Origin of the sequence: Sporocytophaga myxococcoides (genome assembly GCF_000775915.1) — a bacterium.
Lineage (GTDB): Bacteria > Bacteroidota > Bacteroidia > Cytophagales > Cytophagaceae > Sporocytophaga > Sporocytophaga myxococcoides_A.
The window spans coordinates 550,151-567,810 of the sequence record NZ_BBLT01000002.1 but is presented as its reverse complement, the minus strand read 5'-3'; the positions used below and the strand labels follow the sequence as shown (position 1 = coordinate 567,810).

Below are 17,660 nucleotides of genomic sequence, written 5' to 3'. Positions count from 1 at the left end.
AATAAAATGAAAAACAAACATGTACTGAGAGGGTTAGCAACCATAAGCTTTTACGCTGAAGACCATGAAGCTGCAAAGAAATGGTATAGCGTTTTCTTAGGAGTAGAACCATATTTCAATGTTCCTGGATATGCAGAGTTTCGTCTCGGAGACTATCAGCACGAATTGGGTATCATTGACAGTAAATATGCTCCTTCCGGAGCGTCAGAAAAACCAGCTGGAGCCATTGCCTACTGGCATGTTGATCATCTGCAGGAGACCCTTGATAGGCTCATCAACCTTGGAGCAACCCTTTATCAACCAATTACTGACCATAGTCAGGGTGCTGGAAGGTTTGTTACAGCCTCTGTTACTGATCCCTTCGGAAACATTCTTGGCATTATGACTAACAAACATTATCTGGAGATCCTTGAAAAAACAAACAGATAGACTATGGAATTTAAAGATGGAAAACCTGCTATTTATGCTAAAACAAGGGAGGACTGGCGAAGCTGGCTAAAGCAGAACAGTCAGACAGAAAAATCTGTCTGGCTTATTCTTTATCATAAAAAAAGCAAATTCCCTTCTGTGAATATTATTGAAGCAACAGAGGAAGCGCTTTGCTTTGGCTGGATCGACAGTCTGGCCAAAAAAAGAGATGAAGAAAGTTATTACCTCACATTTACACCTCGCAATCCCAAAAGGAGCAAATGGAGTAAACCCAATATTGAAAGGGCAGAAAGAATGATTAAAGAAGGCAGGATGACTCAATATGGACAACTGATGATTGACATAGCAAAAGAATCTGGTCAATGGGAGCAATAGAACATAGAAAGTATTTTAAGTATGATTAAAGGAATATTCATTAAATTGGCCTTATACAAAACTGATAGTTCTGTCAAACATAGAAAACAGACATAAATATGAAGATCGAGGCACAGACTTTAAATAATATTCCTTTGGCAGAGGTTATATCAGATTCAATTCTTATCACAAATCTTCAGGATGCCCTGGACTTGCTTGCTGATCTTTATTATCAAGGTTTCGATGGTATTATGATTTATGAGAAAAATTTTGCTCCTACTTTTTTTGATCTCAGTTCAGGCCTCGCAGGAGAAATATTGCAGAAATTTTCAAACTACAGAATAAAGCTGGCTATTATCGGAGATTTTTCAGCATATCCAAGTAAAAGTCTAAAGGATTTCATGTTTGAAAGTAATAAACTAGGGCATGTCAATTTTGTCTCTTCCCTTAAGGAAGCACAGAAAAAACTATCGGGGATATAATCCTCGACGATTTCACCACAAGAAAAAAACACCTAAAAATCAACTTTTTACTACAAGAAACATTCTTTACAAGAATGAGTTTTTGAGTATATTGATAAGAAAAATCATAAATAAACGAAAACGGGAATTATGATATAACTCAGATTACCTTGAATCTTTTTAACATTTTATTTCATTAATAACCATAACAATCTTTTAAATACTTTTATGAAATAATTTTTATGATATGAAATTGGTAATCTCTAAACGACTAATATTTTTTTTAATACCTGTTCTTGCCCTACTATCTTCTATTTTATTTGCATTGGTTCAGGTTCAGAAATTACAAGGTACTTTAAAATGGGTAAAACACACCAGCAATTTAATTATCAGACTAGAATCAATGACTCTGAATATTTCCGAATCTGAATCCCTTTTATTTGGGTTTATAATGACCAAAGACGATACCTTCTTAAAAAGATATAACGAAACGGTAGAATCAGTAAACAAAGACATTGAAAACATTGAAAAATCGCTATCAGTTAATCCCGTCCAAATCGATAATTTTAAAGAGATCAAAAAACTGGTAAGGAAAAAACTAATTCTCCAGAATGAAGCTATACGTTTTATCAAAACTGAAGCTTTAACAATCGAACAGACAATGTTAAGATTTAACCTAGGGAGAACTTATCTTGAAAAAATAAAAAAAATCAAACAGGTGATGGAGGCGGAAGAATCTACAATTTTGGATCATAAACAAAATGCCTCCAATGAGGATATCAAGAAAACTATTTATGGAGTTTTATTCAGTTTTATTGCTAGCTGCATTGTTGGCTTTTATTTATTTATATTCATTATAAAAGATATTGCAAATGAGAAAAAAATAAAAGACAACTTAATCGAAATAAACGAAAACAAGAATAAATTTTTCTCCATAATCAGTCACGACCTCAAAGGACCTGTGAGCAACATTTTAAAACTGTCAGAACTTGCAGTAGAAACCAAAGACCAGGAAGAATTAAGGAAAATTAATGAAATGATCGAATTGTCAAGCAGGAAGGTACATGTACTACTAAGCGATTTACTGAACTGGGCAAGCATTCAAATGAATTCGATCAAAATATCACCAAAAAGTATTAGGCTGAATGAATTAGTTGAAGAGAACATTAATGTTTTAAGCGATATGGCAAATAATAAAAACATTAAACTTCTAAATGAAACAGAGCTCTCTACTATCGTTTGGGCAGATTATGAAATGTTAAGCACTGTTATCCGTAACTTAATTTCAAACGGAATAAAATTTACCGATTTAAACGGCTATGTTAAGGTAACTTCCAAATATCAAAATGGGAACATCGAGATTTACGTCTCTGACAATGGAGTTGGAATGCCACCTGAAGTAAAAAACAAATTATTTAAAAAGGATATCACCTATTCGAAAGCAGGGACAGCAAATGAAAAAGGGTCAGGGATGGGACTCAAAATCTCAAAAGATTTTGTCGAAAAGAACGGAGGAACAATTTCGGTTGAAAGCGAAGAAGGAAGAGGCACATCCTTTAAAATAGTTTTTAGCAACAGGAATTAATACAACCAATTATACCATTCGATTTTTATCTTTTAATCCTAAATAATTTCATTATTTAAGAAGTAAAAGGATTTTAAAATATTTTTATCAATCTTGTCCAATACAGGAAATGTCAATTGTTATAAGATTGAAATCAAAATTCAATTTCATTAAAAAAAATTAATCATGGAACAATACGCACTGATTATGAGACATGAGGACGGCAAAAAAGTTGCTTCTCCGGAACAAATTCAAATATGGATGCAACAAACAATGGACTGGATTGGCAGCATATCCGCTAAGAACAAATTTGTAAGCGGGACTGGCCTTCCATTTGATAATGCCCGCGTGATAAAAGCAAGCGATAAAGGAAAAATCGTTACTAATGGTCCATTCGGTGATATCAAAGAAACTATCGGAGGCATTATTGTAATCAAAGCTGCTTCGGTTGAAGAAGCAGTGGAATTTGCAAAAGGGAGCCCTGTATTGCAGGGAGAAGGAAATAGCATTGAGGTTCGAAAAATTGCTAAAGATGATGGAACACATTAAGCAATGATTACCTTATTTACATTCCACGAATGAAACAGAATGAACTGATACCACATCTATTCAGAACGGAGTTTAGCAAAATATGCTCCGTTCTCACCAGACTGCTGGGTATTGAACATTGTGATACTGCTGAGGACATAGTAAGCGAAACTTTCTTATCTGCCCTGGAAACATGGACTTACAAAGGAATTCCGGAAAATCCTGTTGCCTGGCTTTATACAGTTGCGAAAAACAAAGCCAGAAATCATTTCAACAGAACTCAGCTTTTTACTGATAAAATTATTCCACAACTGTCAGGCAATTTGGTAACTACATTTGAATTAGATCTCTCAGAAAAAAACATTACTGATAGTCAATTGCAAATGTTGTTTTCAATCTGCCATCCAGCTATTCCAAATGAAGCCCAGGTTGCACTGGCATTACGCATTCTTTGCGGATTTGGTATTGAAGAATTAGCCTCAGCATTTTTAACCAACAAAGAAACCATCAATAAAAGGCTATACAGAGCGAAAGAAAAATTAAAAACAGAAAAAATAAAAATTGAATTTCCCTCAGAATCTGAAATTAATACAAGACTCGATGCCGTCCTCACAACATTATATCTATTATTCAATGAAGGATATTATTCAGAAAGCAATGATAACCTGATCCGTGAAGATCTTTGTATGGAAGCCATGAGACTTACGATGCTACTGATTAAAAATGAACAAACTGACATTCCACCAGTAAATGCTCTTTATGCTCTTATGTGTTTGCATGCCTCAAGATTTCCAGCAAGGATAAATAACTCAGGAGAAATGATTCTATATCATGAACAGAATGAATCCTTATGGAATTATGAGTTAATATCTATGGGTGCATACTATCTCAACAAAGCATCTCAAGGAGATTATGTCTCACAATATCATCTGGAAGCTGCTATTGCATATTGGCATACTCAAAAGAATGATACGATTGAAAAATGGGAAAATATATTACAACTTTATAATAGATTATTGGAAATAACCTACTCTCCTATTGTTGCACTTAACAGAGCATATGCACTTTCTAAAGTAAAAAGTAATGCAGAAGCGATTGAAGAAGCTGAAAAGCTACAACTAACAGATAGCCACTTTTACTTTATCCTTCTTGCTGAACTTTATAAAAAAGAAAATAAAGGGAAAGCAAAGTCTTATTTAGTAAAGGCTTTAGAGCTTTCGAAAACCAAATCAGATAAATTCTCCATAACAAAACTTATGGATAGTCTTAGATAAAAAAACAGAGCATACAGGAATTTTCAAGTTAAAATATTAACCTTCCACCAGATTTTCTTATCTGCTGAAAATTCTATTCAATTCACTTTTAGTTATCCATTAAACTTCTAATTTGGATATTAAGCAGTCTTATAATACTAACACCTAATCTAGTAAAATTATGAATGCAATTTTTCACACCGATCAAATCTGGTCTATTGAAAACTTCCTTTCCAGGTCAGAGTGTAATGACCTGATAACACTGAGTGAAAATATCGGATTTAAAGAAGCTGAAGTTAGCCTTCCTTCCGGCGCAAAGATGATCAAGAGTTTAAGAAACAATGAAAGAGTACTCCATTCAGATATTGGCCTCGCCTCTATGCTTTGGACCAGGCTCGAAGACTTTTGTCCTAAAGATCTTGACAACTCTTTTCCTTTAGGGTTAAATGAACAATTCAGATTTTATAAGTATGAACTGGATCAGAGATTTAAAAGACATATCGATGGTAGATTCAGAAGAAACGAAACAGAAGAAAGCCGTATCACATTTATGATCTATTTAAATGAGGAATATGAAGGAGGAGAAACAGCATTTGATGAGGTGACAATTTTCCCAAGAACAGGTATGGCATTGTGCTTTATTCATGAATTGAAGCATGAAGGCTGCCCTGTGAAGAAAGGTGTAAAATATGCGCTAAGATCAGATGTGATGTATAAATTGATGGCTTCATAAAGCGTCATCAACTTAATCATTTATAAAACTTCTTGATTTGTCATTCATCGTAATGCAGGTCAGGAAGTTTTTTTACAATTTTAATTTTTTCCAAAAAGAACAAACACCCTTTATCTATTGATATTCAATACATATATCTATAATCTATCAAACCAATGCGATGTGCTTAATATTTTTACTATAGACAACTTTTTATCCCAAAAAATATTTGCCGAAATTACACGTTCACAAACAGTTAAATTAATTGAAAGTTACCATTAAAGAATTTTAAAAAATTATGAAAAATTTTTATCTGGCTATTTCATTTATAGCATTTTTATCCTCATGCGCCTTTCACTCAGGAAATGTGTCTTCGGGATCCATAGTTGATTGCCCTATGAAGACCATCATAACAGGTCAGGCATCTACCTCTAAATTTTTAGGATTGGGAGGATTAAGTAAAAATGCTTTGATTGTGGATGCCAAGCAAGACCTTTACAGAAAAATTAGTGTCAAAAAGAATTTAAAGCTTACCAATTTTTCAGTTGATTTTAAGACTACTTACATTCTTTTTTATTCTTCAACCATTGCAACAGTGTCTGCAGACCTTTTTGACTGTAGTGGTACAGAAGATTCTTCTCCTAATGCTGACTCTGACAATCAATCTATGATTGGAGGGCTATTACCAGGAGACAGCATTATATATGAGTACAATGGCTTCCATAAAGGATTGGTATCAAAACATCTGAGTAAAGAAAGATGTGCCATTACTTTCCAATACAACAATGGTCGTCTCAAAAAGCAAAATGTGAGTCAAAATGTTATATTTAAAATAACAGAACATACTTCCAACAAAAACTACTTTGGCTATGACATAGGGGAAAAGGCTTCTGTAGAAGTTCTAAACCTTAAAACAAATACCAAGACTGTTAAGCCTTGTACTATTATAGGCTTAAATGAAAACAAGCTTTTGATTTCTTATAATAAGGAAGACGGGCAAGAAAGAATTTTAAGCGTTGATAAGAGTTTAATAAGACAATAAAAGCGTAGAGACGCCCTGCTGGCGTCTCCTTTTTCAATAGCAGATATTAAATAAATTTCAACCCAATCTATCGACAATCAAAAAACACTTTTATTCAATTGAAAAATTATACAAGTAGAAAGAGATACTGTTTTTGACAGGAGAGACGCCAGCATGGCGTCTCTACAATAAATTACCTTCTAATATTCTTTGTAAATCTTCGGAGGTTCGTACTCTATCAGTGATGTCTGTCATCTCAAAAGTATACACTCCTCCTCTTTTAACTTGTTTAGTTTTCCATTTGCTTCTATCAAAGAAATAGATTTTATTATTCCTTGTAAAAAGTAATAACATATTATCTCCTGTCGAACTGCATTGAAATATCTTCGGATCAAAACTAAACGCAGCATTTATATTCGGATCAATAAGAGAAAGTCCTTTGAAATTGCTTATTTCAACTTTGTCTTCTGTTACATACTTTCCTTTAATTAAGATCGGTCTTTTTATTCGGTATACCTGATCACAATTATATACCCCAAAGCCTTTTATCTTTAAATTGCGCACGAGAGGATCAATATATTGACCAGGAATGACCAGTTCATTTATACCTTGATTAATTACCCGATTTAAACCAGATCTAAAAAGGTCTAACTTACGCTCTCTTGCAAGCTTATTTATATATTGATCCGCATTATCTCCATATGCTTTAATGGAATCCAGATGCGAATCTATTCTTTTCCGTAATGCTCTGTTTGTATCCAGTGAAGCAAACCATTCTCTCTGTGACATATTCAGTTCATCTTCAGTCATAATGAGACGCGCCATTCGGAATATACTTTCATTTCCATAAAAACTTAGGCTATCAAGCACCCTTGATCTTTCATTACTTAATTTAATTAACTCCTGGTATTCTTTTTCTTTAAGGGTTATTCTTTTATCGTAAGTGAGTATACGTAGTTTTTGCTGCTTCTCATATTCTTCAAAAGATGTAAAGTCAGGCTTGCTCAATCTCAATTGATACATTAAGATTTTTCCATCTGTCTTTAGTTCAAGATAAAATCTATTCAAGACAGTTGTATCTCTTGTAAGACGTACATCGTAAAAAGTTAGATTAGTAAGTCGATCAAAAACATCATCACCATCATAAACAAACTGCGTTCCCTTTAAAGATGCCAGTTCTCCCATTACTACATTCCTGCCATTTTCGTAAATAGTATACCTTTTATCTTTAACCACAATACTCAGACTTGTATCCACCTTTGGGGCTTCGTTCGTGTTAATAGGAATTGTAATAGCTCCACCGGAAAGAAAAATTCTTTTGAGGAAGGAAACGAGTTTTGATTCTTTTTTCTTCAGCTGCTTGTTAATTTCTTCGACCACTATACGATTCGAAGTATTTGTATCAACACCAGCTATTTGTTTGTAATTTTTATCAGCAAACTGAGTATTAAAATCCTTTCTCGGCTCTGCAGGCAAAGCATTCCCCCCTATAGCTGTTTTTTGATAAATTAATGACCGTATGAAGGGACCTTTATAAGATCGATTTATAGATTCCGTCATTAGAGACATAACGGTATCAGCTTCATCCCTTATTTTACTTTCTATCGGATGTATGAACTCCCATTCTTTGCTTTCTTCACTTAGCTTATAAAATCCAATTCCTTCTCCATCTTTAGTCATTACATATTCCATAGATATTTCAGCATTATTCATAATACCTAATGTATCTCCATTTTGTAAAGCATATATTTCAAACATCCCCTCAGAATCAAAATTCTGTTCTTTATATGTCATGGGAATTCCTGACAAAGCAAAATCGGCCCAGGTTCTGAACTCACGATATTTCAACATGACTTCGCCTCTTACAATTGTACCATCTTTACGGGTTAAGATATTAGCAGGCACTTTGATAACAGCTCCAGATCTGCGATCTTTTATTATTGCACCTTTCTCTGCGAAAAACCTATAGACCATAAATGGCAACTCAGGAAAGTTTTCATTTGCTGTTTCCAGTGTTCCTTGACTAATAGAAGAGATTATATTCTCTTTGTTACTGATCCCCACTACCTCTTTATTATTCAAGTCCTTGTTCTCATTCTTTGTGAATAAATAAAGTATTAAACCAGCTACTACAATTACTGAGAATATAATTCCAAAGATCCATTTACCTCCTGATAAGAAGCCTGAGTTCCCTGAATTTAGATGACGTAAATGGGCATCATGTATCAATGACCTTAATGCCTGATCTTTAAGTTTCTGAACCAAAACTTTCTGAAGCATCAATTCTTCTTTAAGCTCCGGATTTATAGCCATGGCTTCGTCCATTTTTATTCTTTCTCCAGAATCCAGTTTATCTTCAAGATAAAGCTCAATCATTTCTACTGTAAACTTTTCCATGATCAGGCCTCCTCCGTTTGATTAAATGATAATTGTTCCTGTTTGGCTATCTTCCTTGCTTTCTCCAGGCATTTGTATTTCTGGTTTTTGACAGATGCTTCCGAACCATAGCCCAGTCTATCCGCAATTAGTAGCATGCTCCATTTATGAAAATAGTAAGCTTCCAGAATTTCTTTGCATTTGGCGCTTATTGCATATAATACATTGTCAAGAAACCGGTATTTCTGTTCTTGTTGATACTCTTCTGTTAAATCCGATTCGTCTGCAGCCTGATCAAAATCGTAGGAATGGATATAGCGATTTTCCTTTTGAAGTTTGTCTTTCCATAAAAATTTACACACACTGAAAAGGTATGTACTTATCTTTGAAGTCAACTGAAAGTTAGGTTGTTCAGCTCTTCGGCAAAAAATTATTAATGCCTCCTGAAATATATCCCGGGCATCATCATCAGAACCTCCATGGTTCTTTATAAACTTGCAGATAGGAGGATATGCATTATACAGTATATCAAATGCGGGAGAATGCTTGCCCAGCCGTAATAATTCTAAGATTTTTGAATCATTCATAAAATGTCTTAATTTTCTGGCTTAATGGGTCCGAATTGCAAAGGTCACCCAGAATTTTTATTTTTTTTTCGGAATTCAAAAAAATTACTAAAAATCATGAATTAATGTAGGTTTATTCTTACTGAAATTGAACATTTTGAGACGCCATGCATAGCGTCTCTACAAATTAAAAACTTTTAAAACCTTCATATCCTGATCAAACTCATACACTCTTGGCACTCCTGTGGCTAACGTAATATTCGGAATCTCTTCAGGACTAATATTTTCCATATACATCATTAATGCTCGGAGGCTATTTCCATGTGCAGAGATAAGAATATTTTTACCTGCTTTTAGCTTCGATTCAATTTCTTTCTGATAGTAAGGAACCACTCGATTTCTGGTATCCTTCAGACTTTCTCCATGAGGAGGTGCAACGTCATAACTCCTTCTCCATAACAGAAACTGTTGCTCTCCGTATTTTAGCTCTGTCTGCTTTTTATTCAACCCCTGCAAGTCCCCATAATGTCGCTCATTCAATGCAGGTGAACCGAATACCGGTATTCTTATTTTATCACATTCCCTCAGAATGATATTTAAAGTTTCTATAGCCCTTCTTAGTACAGAAGTAAAAGCTATTTCAAAGTTATAAGGCTTTAACAATATACCTGCCTGTTTTGCCTCTTCTCTTCCCAGCGGTGTCAGGTCTACATCTGTCATTCCTGTAAACCTGTTTTCAAGATTCCAGACAGATTGCCCGTGTCGAACGATAATCAATTGCGCCATTTAGAATTAAGTTGAAATAAGAATTATTAACCGTTCTGTCTGAGGTAAGTCAGACTTTTATCCATATCATTGCCATGAGTTAACATCTCCTTAAATATATCTCCTTTTTCTTTAATCCTTTGAAATATCGTTTTAATATTAAACTCCACTGGATCTAAACCTTTTTTAACCTCACTCCACTCGAGTGGTGTACTAACAGTAGCTCCAGGCTTAGGCCTCAGGCAATAAGGTGCTGCAAGGGTTTGTCCCATTCTGTTTTGAAGGAAATCCAGATAGACTTTATTCTGCCTGTTCTTAGGCATACGTTCAAGGCTTGTAAGCTGAGGCACCAGATTATTAGTAAGCATAGCAATGAGAAATGCAAAGTCCTTGCCCTGATCATAGGTATACTGAGCACCTAATGGAATATAAATGTGAATTCCTTTTGAACCGGATGTTTTACAAAAGCCTGCTATCTTTCCTCTATCCAGTACATGCTTCACTGCCTGCGCCACCTCCACCACAATGTCGAATGAGACCCCTACAGGATCTAGATCTATCACAGTATAATCAGGGTACTCCGGAGACTGTATCCTGCTGCTCCAGGTGTTTATTTCAATACACCCCAGATTGGCCATATAAAGTAAAGTCGCTTTGTCCTGACATAACATATAGTTCAGTTCCTTCTCATTTGAATCTGAGTATATTTTCACGGTTTCTACCCATTTAGGAATGGAATCAGGCATATCTTTCTGAAAAAAACTTGGTTTATCATAACCATTGGGATTCCTCCTCAGACTTTCCGGTCTGTCTTTCAGATAAGGTAGTATAATGGGGGCTATGTGATCGTAATACTCTATCAGATCTTGTTTCACATAGCCCTCTTCAGACCAAAAGACCTTTTTAAGATTTGTAAATTTTAATGACTTTCCTTCTACTTCCACCAAAGCATCCTGCTTCTTTTTATCCAGAGTCTCTTCACTGATAACGCTTTCATATGATTCATCCGGAAGTGCTGTAACAACTTTCGACTTCTTCTTTATTTTTCCTTCCAGTGCTTTTTTCCGGGGAACTGCTTCACGCTGCCCTTTGGATGGTTTTTCTTTAGGGGCATTAATGATTACTTCAGCCTCCCTCTTATCAGCTTTAATCTCTTTCACCACTTCTTCAGGAGATTTATCTTCTCTAAGTCCCATGAAGATTGGAATTCTCATTAATCCTTCTGATGTCCATTCCTGGAATTTTATCTCACATACGATTTCAGGTTTTACCCAGTGAATAATACCAGGAAGCTTCGGAACGCTTTTGAAAGGAGCCTTTTTATTTTCCAGGTGGACTAATCTGTCATAAATATCATTGAGGGCAGCATCATCAAAGCCTCCTCCTGAATGCCCGATATAAACAAAGTGGCCGTTTTCATATGCACCAAGAATCAATGAACCAAGGTGTTTGCGTGATCCTCTTGGTTCTGTAAACCCGGCAATAACAGCTTCCTGCCTTTGAGTTGTTTTAATTTTAACCCAGTCCCGGCTTCTTTTATTCAGTATATAAACACTATCTGATTTCTTCCCAATAATACCTTCAACTCCTTGCTGTACGGCCTTCTCAAAGAATGGAATACCAGCTTCTTTTATGTGATCATTATATCTGATAATATTATTGTGAGGCAAAACCTGTTTCAATAACTCTTTCCTTTTCAATAATGGCAAAGAAGTCAGATCATATCCATTGAGGTAAAGAAGATCAAAGACATAATAAACAAGATTTCCTTCTCCTGTTCTTTTGTAATTCTGAATTAATCCAAAGTCAGCTATATTACGATCGTTGAGGACTACGATCTCTCCATCAAAAACTGCCTGCAACCCCAGCTTTTTAAGCTCAACAAGAACAGGTTTAAACAGCTGGTTGAAGGAATTGTTATTTCTGGAATACAACTGAACATCCGTATGATTGATTTCTGCTACTGCACGATAACCGTCCCACTTAATTTCAAAGATCCAATTTTTATTATTAAAAGGCTCCTCCAGTAGTGTTGCCATCATGGGCTGAATCTGATGGGGCATGGGCTTTTCAACTGCATCACTCAAATCAAAAGGAACTTCTTTAGAACCGGAAATCCATACATCTCCTTCCTTTTCAGACTGCCTGGCAATTTCCTCCATCGATCTACCCGAAAGTACAGACCTATCCTGCTCTTTCACATCATCCTCAGTTGCATATCCATCATTCTTTTTGATGAGCAGCCATTCATTCCCTTTTCCTCCAGGCCTGTACGTCTTTACGAGAGCAAACTCTCCATTGAGTTTTTCTCCATGAAGAATAAACTTCAGGTTTCCTGCATGAAGCCCAGCTCTCAGAGCTTTTTCATTTTCCTGTCTGTTCTCAGGATCGATATTTGGAGCATAAAATACACCCCGATCCCAAAGCATTACCGTACCTCCCCCATAATTTCCTTTTGGAATAATGCCTTCAAAACTTCCGTATTCAATAGGATGGTCTTCTACCATCATAGCAAGCCGTTTATCTTTGTTATTCAATGATGGCCCCTTTGGAACAGCCCAACTCTTTAACACACCATCTATCTCAAGTCTGAAATCATAATGTAGATGAGAGGCATCATGTTTCTGAACAACAAAACTTAGTCTTCCTTCCCCCTCCTTTTCTTCGCCTTGTGGTTCTGGTGTTTCATCAAATGCTCTTTTCTTTCTGTATTCCTGAAGTCCCATAGTTCCTTACTCCTTTTTAGCTTTTCTCTTTGCTGCAGGTTTCTTTTCTGCAACCTTTTTCTTTTCAGGCTCTCTGTTTTCAGGAACTCTTTCTTTTGAAGCAGACAAGCTGGCTTTTAATGTTTCCATCAGGTCTCTTACCTGCGTAGGTTCAGGTGCTTTTTCTGTTACCTCTATTTTTAACCCTTTAGCTTTAGCCTCAATTATATTTTTCAATTCATCGATATAGGTATCCTTAAACTGCTCAGGCTGGAACTTCTCTGTCAACTGGTCTATAAGCTTAAGCGCCATTGATTTTTCTCCTTTACCAATTATATCAGCCGGAGGAAGCTTCAATTCTCTATAGTCTCTCAGGTCTGCATAATACCGCAGTTGATTCAGGATAATCACATCTCCTACAGCTTTCAAAGCACAGATATGTTCTCTGTTTCGAAGAACGAAACTTCCTATACCTACTTTCTTTGACTCTCTAAGAGCCTCCCTAAGCAAGGCATACGGTTTCTCCGCAAATTTATCAGGCTCAAGAAAATATGGTTTTTCGTAATAAAGCGGATCTATCTCCTCTTCACTTACAAATTCCTTTATCTCTATTGCTTTTGTTTTGCGGGCATTAGCCTGTTCAAAATCTTTATCTTCCAGCACCACATATTTGCCCTTATCGATTTCGTACCCCTTTACAATCTCTTTAAAATCAACTTCTTCACCAGTAATGGTATTAATTTTTGCATATCGTATAGGGGCCAGATTCTTTTTTGCCAGCATATCCAGATCCAGACTGCTCTCCCCTGAGGCACTGTACAGTTTAATTGGTATGTTCACCAAACCAAAACTGATTGCACCTGACCACATTGATCTCATTTTTCTTCCTCCATTTCCCTTAAGAAATTAACTAAACATGAAAATATTTTGTTGAAAAAGGAAGGTTCTTCGTTAATAGTCAGGCTAAACAAAACCTAATCGGGATTAAGCATTTAAAAAGTGGTAGATAGTAACAATCCCAATCTGGGGTAAATTAAGCTATTGATTATAACGATTAACAGGATTTTTTCAATGGTTAATGCTTAATTTGGGTTTAAGAAAACAGTATTTTTGCCTAATATTGAAGTGTGTGAAAAAAGATTTTAAAAAAATACTGATTATTCAAACAGCCTTTCTGGGCGATGTAATTCTGGCAACCCCTCTTGCAGAAAAACTGCGCAGACATTACCCCAATGCCCAAATTGATTTCCTTGTAAAAAAAGGCAATGAAAGTCTTCTGAATAACAATCCTATCCTGAACGAAGTATTGGTATTTGAGAAAAAAGATAAGATCAGAAACCTGTCTAAAATCATTTCAAAGATTCGCTCCAATAAATATGATCTCCTTATCAATCTTCATCGCTTCGGTTCTTCAGGTATTATAAGTTTTTTATCAGGAGCAAAGTATAAAATAGGTTTTGATAAAAATCCTTTTGCGTTTTGCTATAACAAAAAAGTAATACATCAAATCGGCGACAACACTCACGAGGTAAGCCGTAATCTGAGCCTTATTGAAGACATAACAGATAGCAAGCCTGAAAAACCAAGACTTTATTACAGCAAAGAAGACGAGCAAAAGGTACAACCACTTAAAGGTAATTCCTATATATGCATGGCCCCGGCATCTGTCTGGTTTACCAAACAATTTCCGGAAGATCAGTGGGTGGAGCTTATCAACAGGATAACCTCTAAATACAAAATATATTTACTCGGGGGTCCAGGTGATTCAACCCTTTGTAATTCTATCATAAACAAAACTGAAAATAAAAAGGTTGAAAGCCTTGCAGGAAAACTTTCTCTGCTTCAGTCATGTGCACTGATGAAGGACGCTGTGCTTAATTATGTAAATGATTCAGGCCCTCTTCACCTTGCAAGCAGCGTAAATGCAAATGTGTGTGCGATATTCTGCTCTACTGTGCCGTCTTTTGGTTTCGGACCACTAAGTGATTTTTCAAGAGTAGTTCAGATGGAAGCCGAACTGCAATGCCGTCCTTGTAACCTTCATGGATATAAGGCATGTCCTCAAGGACATTTCAAATGCGCGAAAGATATCAGGGTGGAACAGCTTGTGAAAGTGCTTTCAGAAGTTGAAAGTTAAAAGTTGAAAGTAATGAAAACTATAACATTAATTTTTTTGCTAACTTTTATTCCGTTTTTTAAAAACTTCGGATATACTTTGGTTTTTGAATCTGAAAAAGTTTTTATAAAAGTTGATACTGCTTCTTTTTATAATGCCATTGGTAACAGTTATCCAGCCTACAAAGTAGCACAAATAAAAAGAGAAATTTCTCGTAGACATTCTATTACGAAGACTGACGAAATTCAAATGGATAAAATGAGTCTTCAATTTATAAATGATAGTAACGAACAGGATAGTATATATATATCATTTAGAAATGAAATTTTTAACATGATTGATTCCAGAAAAGCAAAAGTATATTATAAATCCAACTTGAGAGAAATCACTTCATGGTCGACTAAACAAAAAGGTCCTAATGAAAAGGGTGAGATCAGGAAGATATACCGCGATAAAAAAAATTATAGACACTTTATCACTAAAGTTCATCGAGTTTGTATTGGACCAAGATATCGGTTCCAAGAGGAAAGTAAAAAGTCGAAATGATGAAGATACTCAGAAAGGTTAACTCTACTTTTGTCATAGCTAAATCCCCTCAAACTAAAGATACTAAATATGACCTCTGCATTTCTTTGTAATTATTTCACAGAGAAGACAAAGAGTTATACTGAGAAGATTTCTAAAAACTTCAATCTATTTAATAAGAATCATCCATTTTAATTATAACCTCCTTTATCTCTGGCAATCTCTCCGGCCTTGAAATCACACCCACCGTATCTGTCAAAGCTTGTAAAAAAGAAACAATAGCTTTCTTCTCATATGTACTAAGATCAAGAGAGTTAAAAGGCAATGTTTGATTCTCGATTGCAATTCCCATTCCTGCACCTCCGCCCTTGTGATAGAAGTCTACCACTTCCTCCAATGTATTGTAAATTCCATTATGCATATATGGAGCAGTTAATGCGCTGTTTCGTACTGTCGGTGTTTTAAATGCATACATAAATTCTTTTATACCGATAACATTAAATCGTCCCTTGTCTGTATCAATTTCTTTGGATCCCGGAGAAGCTGGCACACCCAACACTTCAAATTCTGAATCATTGTAAAATGGAGGTACTGCACCATTGAATACTGGAAAAAAATGACAACTTCCACAAAGCGCTTTTCCTGCAAATAAATTATACCCATCAATAGCTTCTTTACTAAGACTGGTAAGATCTCCCTGAATATATTTATCAAATGGGCTATTGAAAGTCACCAGAGTTTTTTCGTATTCTGAAATAGCCTTTTGAATTTTATAAACAGTAATCCCAGACTTATCTTCAAATGCATTGTCAAAAAGCATTCTGTATTCCAAACTCCTATTCAGCTTGCTTGCTGCTTCATCCAAAGTGCTATGCATCTCATTTTCATTATGAACAACATCAAAGATCTGCTGTTCCAGCTGATAAGCCCTGCCATCATAAAAGAATGCTTTCTGAAAAGCCACATCCAACAGAGATGGAGTATTCCTGACATTATCATTAATCAACCCTGCAGTTACTGTTGTAATTCTTCCATCTGTAAACCCCTTTTCAGGATTGTGACAAGTAGCACAAGACATGTTATTACCGCCTGAAAGCCTCGGATCAAAAAATAATAATTTTCCTAACGCAGCCTGCTTTGCATTGTACAAAGTATCATCATAATAAATAGAGAAATATTGCAGATTAAAATTTTCTCTGCTGAAAAGGGAGTTTTTATTTAGATTCAAAGCCTGTTTTCTTGCTGACCAGGGCAGATGAGCAGCGTTATGAAATTTAACAAGACTTTCGTTAAGAGGATTTATATATTTTACAATAAAGCCCAGTCTGTCAAATGAATTAAAATCCGTATGAGCGCTCAATTGCTTACGTGCTGATTTAAACAAAGCAACATTTCTATGAAATAAAAGCATCACCGAAGGCTCGCTTTCTGCATATATGTCAAAAAAATTAAATGTCTTATTCACCCCTTCCAGGCTCCACTCAGATTCTTTAATACCATCAAGGGAAATGGTTGCATCGTAGCCATTGAAACTCATTGTGGCTATTCTGAAGAGTTGTAACTGCATCATTTCAAGCAGCTGGCCATCATTAATTGCTATATTTGAATAATAGTCATTCAGTAAATTTAACTGATCAATTAAATCACTTGTTATTTTTTTAAGCAACTGTAATTGGTTAACTTCTCCCTCATAGATAATCTCTTCAATCTTCTGAAATCCATTCGGATAAAAGACATTGCTACCCATATCGGGATCAAACTTTGGAACCAAGGGCCCGTTTACGTAATACTTAGCTTCTTTAGGAGAAATATATTCAACTATGAACTCAATATGCTTATAATGCTTTCTTGCATTTATATAATGCTTTTTTAATCTGCTTTGGCTAAAAGATTTTTCATTTAAAATAAGGTAAAGATGCTCTTTGCATTTTGACATCTCCTCAAGCATATAGGGTCTGAATAGCTTTGATGCTTTATCTGGGGGGCTTTTATATAAGCATACTCCTGTGGAAGCTATAAAACTTATTATTGACAGAATAAATATCCAGGATCTCATACCAACTGATTATAAAATGGAAATAAGAACTGTCCTTTAAACAGTAGCTTTAGGGAGTCACCCTTCAAAAAGTATATACCTGAATTCAAAACCAATGTTATTTCCATAGCTGAATCTCAAGCTTAGGATACTTCATTAAATAAATCTCCAAATGATTAAATTAAAATTAACAAAGTAACCATTTTAAGTAGTTATTTATAGCATAAAAATCTTCAATAATAACTCTGTT

The 17,660-nt window shown here is 35.3% G+C and carries 16 protein-coding genes; 10 read left to right on the top strand and 6 right to left on the bottom strand.

Features of this window, described 5'->3' with window-relative positions:
* The first annotated feature begins 6 nt into the window (after positions 1-6).
* The 8 genes from MYP_RS06845 (at position 7) to MYP_RS06810 (ending at position 6,343) form a co-directional block, all read left to right on the top strand.
* On the top strand, positions 7-429 hold the full coding sequence (locus MYP_RS06845; protein ID WP_045461161.1) for a VOC family protein: 423 nt from the start codon (positions 7-9) through the stop codon (positions 427-429).
* 3 nt (positions 430-432) lie between these two features.
* The gene (locus tag MYP_RS06840; protein ID WP_045460355.1) at positions 433-804 is read left to right on the top strand and encodes a YdeI/OmpD-associated family protein; all 372 of its coding nucleotides are present in this window, start codon (positions 433-435) and stop codon (positions 802-804) included.
* 98 nt (positions 805-902) lie between these two features.
* Positions 903-1,265, top strand: a complete 363-nt coding sequence (locus MYP_RS06835) for a DUF4180 domain-containing protein (RefSeq protein WP_045460352.1) — start codon at positions 903-905, stop codon at positions 1,263-1,265.
* A 226-nt stretch (positions 1,266-1,491) separates the two neighbouring features.
* Entirely contained in the window at positions 1,492-2,829 is a 1,338-nt protein-coding gene (locus tag MYP_RS24810) for a sensor histidine kinase (protein ID WP_052429999.1), read from the top strand.
* Between the two features lie 165 nt (positions 2,830-2,994).
* Complete coding sequence (locus tag MYP_RS06825; protein WP_045460349.1) at positions 2,995-3,357, top strand: YciI family protein; 363 nt, start codon at positions 2,995-2,997, stop codon at positions 3,355-3,357.
* A gap of 29 nt (positions 3,358-3,386) precedes the next feature.
* A complete protein-coding gene (locus tag MYP_RS06820; RefSeq protein WP_045460345.1) occupies positions 3,387-4,610 on the top strand; it encodes an RNA polymerase sigma factor in 1,224 nt (407 codons plus the stop codon).
* Positions 4,611-4,770: 160 nt separating this feature from the next.
* Positions 4,771-5,322, top strand: a complete 552-nt coding sequence (locus MYP_RS06815; protein ID WP_045460342.1) for a prolyl hydroxylase family protein — start codon at positions 4,771-4,773, stop codon at positions 5,320-5,322.
* A 277-nt stretch (positions 5,323-5,599) separates the two neighbouring features.
* Complete coding sequence (locus MYP_RS06810; protein WP_045460339.1) at positions 5,600-6,343, top strand: DUF6567 family protein; 744 nt, start codon at positions 5,600-5,602, stop codon at positions 6,341-6,343.
* Positions 6,344-6,505: 162 nt separating this feature from the next.
* Here the strand turns inward: MYP_RS06810 and MYP_RS06805 are convergent, their stop codons facing one another.
* The 5 genes from MYP_RS06805 to ku form a co-directional block, all read right to left on the bottom strand.
* A complete protein-coding gene (locus MYP_RS06805) occupies positions 6,506-8,719 on the bottom strand; it encodes a signal peptidase II (protein ID WP_045460336.1) in 2,214 nt (737 codons plus the stop codon).
* Between the two features lie 2 nt (positions 8,720-8,721).
* Positions 8,722-9,285, bottom strand: a complete 564-nt coding sequence (locus MYP_RS06800; protein ID WP_045460333.1) for an RNA polymerase sigma factor — start codon at positions 9,283-9,285, stop codon at positions 8,722-8,724.
* Between the two features lie 159 nt (positions 9,286-9,444).
* Positions 9,445-10,050, bottom strand: a complete 606-nt coding sequence (locus MYP_RS06795) for a 2,3-bisphosphoglycerate-dependent phosphoglycerate mutase (RefSeq protein WP_045460330.1) — start codon at positions 10,048-10,050, stop codon at positions 9,445-9,447.
* 26 nt (positions 10,051-10,076) lie between these two features.
* Entirely contained in the window at positions 10,077-12,755 is a 2,679-nt protein-coding gene (gene ligD, locus MYP_RS06790; RefSeq protein ID WP_045460327.1) for a DNA ligase D, read from the bottom strand.
* Between the two features lie 6 nt (positions 12,756-12,761).
* Positions 12,762-13,613 carry a non-homologous end joining protein Ku gene (ku, locus tag MYP_RS06785; RefSeq protein ID WP_045460324.1) on the bottom strand — a complete coding sequence of 284 codons (852 nt, stop codon included), beginning with the start codon at positions 13,611-13,613 and terminating at the stop codon, positions 12,762-12,764.
* Positions 13,614-13,863: 250 nt separating this feature from the next.
* Here ku and MYP_RS06780 point away from each other — a divergent pair, with 250 nt between their 5' ends.
* The gene (locus tag MYP_RS06780) at positions 13,864-14,871 is read left to right on the top strand and encodes a glycosyltransferase family 9 protein (protein WP_045461155.1); all 1,008 of its coding nucleotides are present in this window, start codon (positions 13,864-13,866) and stop codon (positions 14,869-14,871) included.
* A gap of 12 nt (positions 14,872-14,883) precedes the next feature.
* Positions 14,884-15,396 (top strand): hypothetical protein, encoded by a 513-nt coding sequence (locus MYP_RS06775; RefSeq protein WP_045460321.1) that lies wholly within the window; start codon positions 14,884-14,886, stop codon positions 15,394-15,396.
* A gap of 151 nt (positions 15,397-15,547) precedes the next feature.
* On the opposite strand, the gene MYP_RS06770 is transcribed toward MYP_RS06775, so the two are convergent.
* Positions 15,548-17,431, bottom strand: a complete 1,884-nt coding sequence (locus MYP_RS06770; RefSeq protein ID WP_045460318.1) for a cytochrome-c peroxidase — start codon at positions 17,429-17,431, stop codon at positions 15,548-15,550.
* Positions 17,432-17,660 lie beyond the last annotated feature (229 nt).

What these genes read in the sequence shown, in the direction of transcription:
- MYP_RS06845 (WP_045461161.1), top strand. Translation starts at nt 7, where the DNA reads ATGAAAAACAAACATGTACTGAGAGGGTTAGCAACCATAAGCTTTTAC.
- MYP_RS06840 (WP_045460355.1), top strand. Translation starts at nt 433, where the DNA reads ATGGAATTTAAAGATGGAAAACCTGCTATTTATGCTAAAACAAGGGAG.
- MYP_RS06835 (WP_045460352.1), top strand. Translation starts at nt 903, where the DNA reads ATGAAGATCGAGGCACAGACTTTAAATAATATTCCTTTGGCAGAGGTT.
- MYP_RS24810 (WP_052429999.1), top strand. Translation starts at nt 1,492, where the DNA reads ATGAAATTGGTAATCTCTAAACGACTAATATTTTTTTTAATACCTGTT.
- MYP_RS06825 (WP_045460349.1), top strand. Translation starts at nt 2,995, where the DNA reads ATGGAACAATACGCACTGATTATGAGACATGAGGACGGCAAAAAAGTT.
- MYP_RS06820 (WP_045460345.1), top strand. Translation starts at nt 3,387, where the DNA reads ATGAAACAGAATGAACTGATACCACATCTATTCAGAACGGAGTTTAGC.
- MYP_RS06815 (WP_045460342.1), top strand. Translation starts at nt 4,771, where the DNA reads ATGAATGCAATTTTTCACACCGATCAAATCTGGTCTATTGAAAACTTC.
- MYP_RS06810 (WP_045460339.1), top strand. Translation starts at nt 5,600, where the DNA reads ATGAAAAATTTTTATCTGGCTATTTCATTTATAGCATTTTTATCCTCA.
- MYP_RS06805 (WP_045460336.1), bottom strand. Translation starts at nt 8,719, where the DNA reads ATGGAAAAGTTTACAGTAGAAATGATTGAGCTTTATCTTGAAGATAAA.
- MYP_RS06800 (WP_045460333.1), bottom strand. Translation starts at nt 9,285, where the DNA reads ATGAATGATTCAAAAATCTTAGAATTATTACGGCTGGGCAAGCATTCT.
- MYP_RS06795 (WP_045460330.1), bottom strand. Translation starts at nt 10,050, where the DNA reads ATGGCGCAATTGATTATCGTTCGACACGGGCAATCTGTCTGGAATCTT.
- ligD (WP_045460327.1), bottom strand. Translation starts at nt 12,755, where the DNA reads ATGGGACTTCAGGAATACAGAAAGAAAAGAGCATTTGATGAAACACCA.
- ku (WP_045460324.1), bottom strand. Translation starts at nt 13,613, where the DNA reads ATGAGATCAATGTGGTCAGGTGCAATCAGTTTTGGTTTGGTGAACATA.
- MYP_RS06775 (WP_045460321.1), top strand. Translation starts at nt 14,884, where the DNA reads ATGAAAACTATAACATTAATTTTTTTGCTAACTTTTATTCCGTTTTTT.
- MYP_RS06770 (WP_045460318.1), bottom strand. Translation starts at nt 17,431, where the DNA reads ATGAGATCCTGGATATTTATTCTGTCAATAATAAGTTTTATAGCTTCC.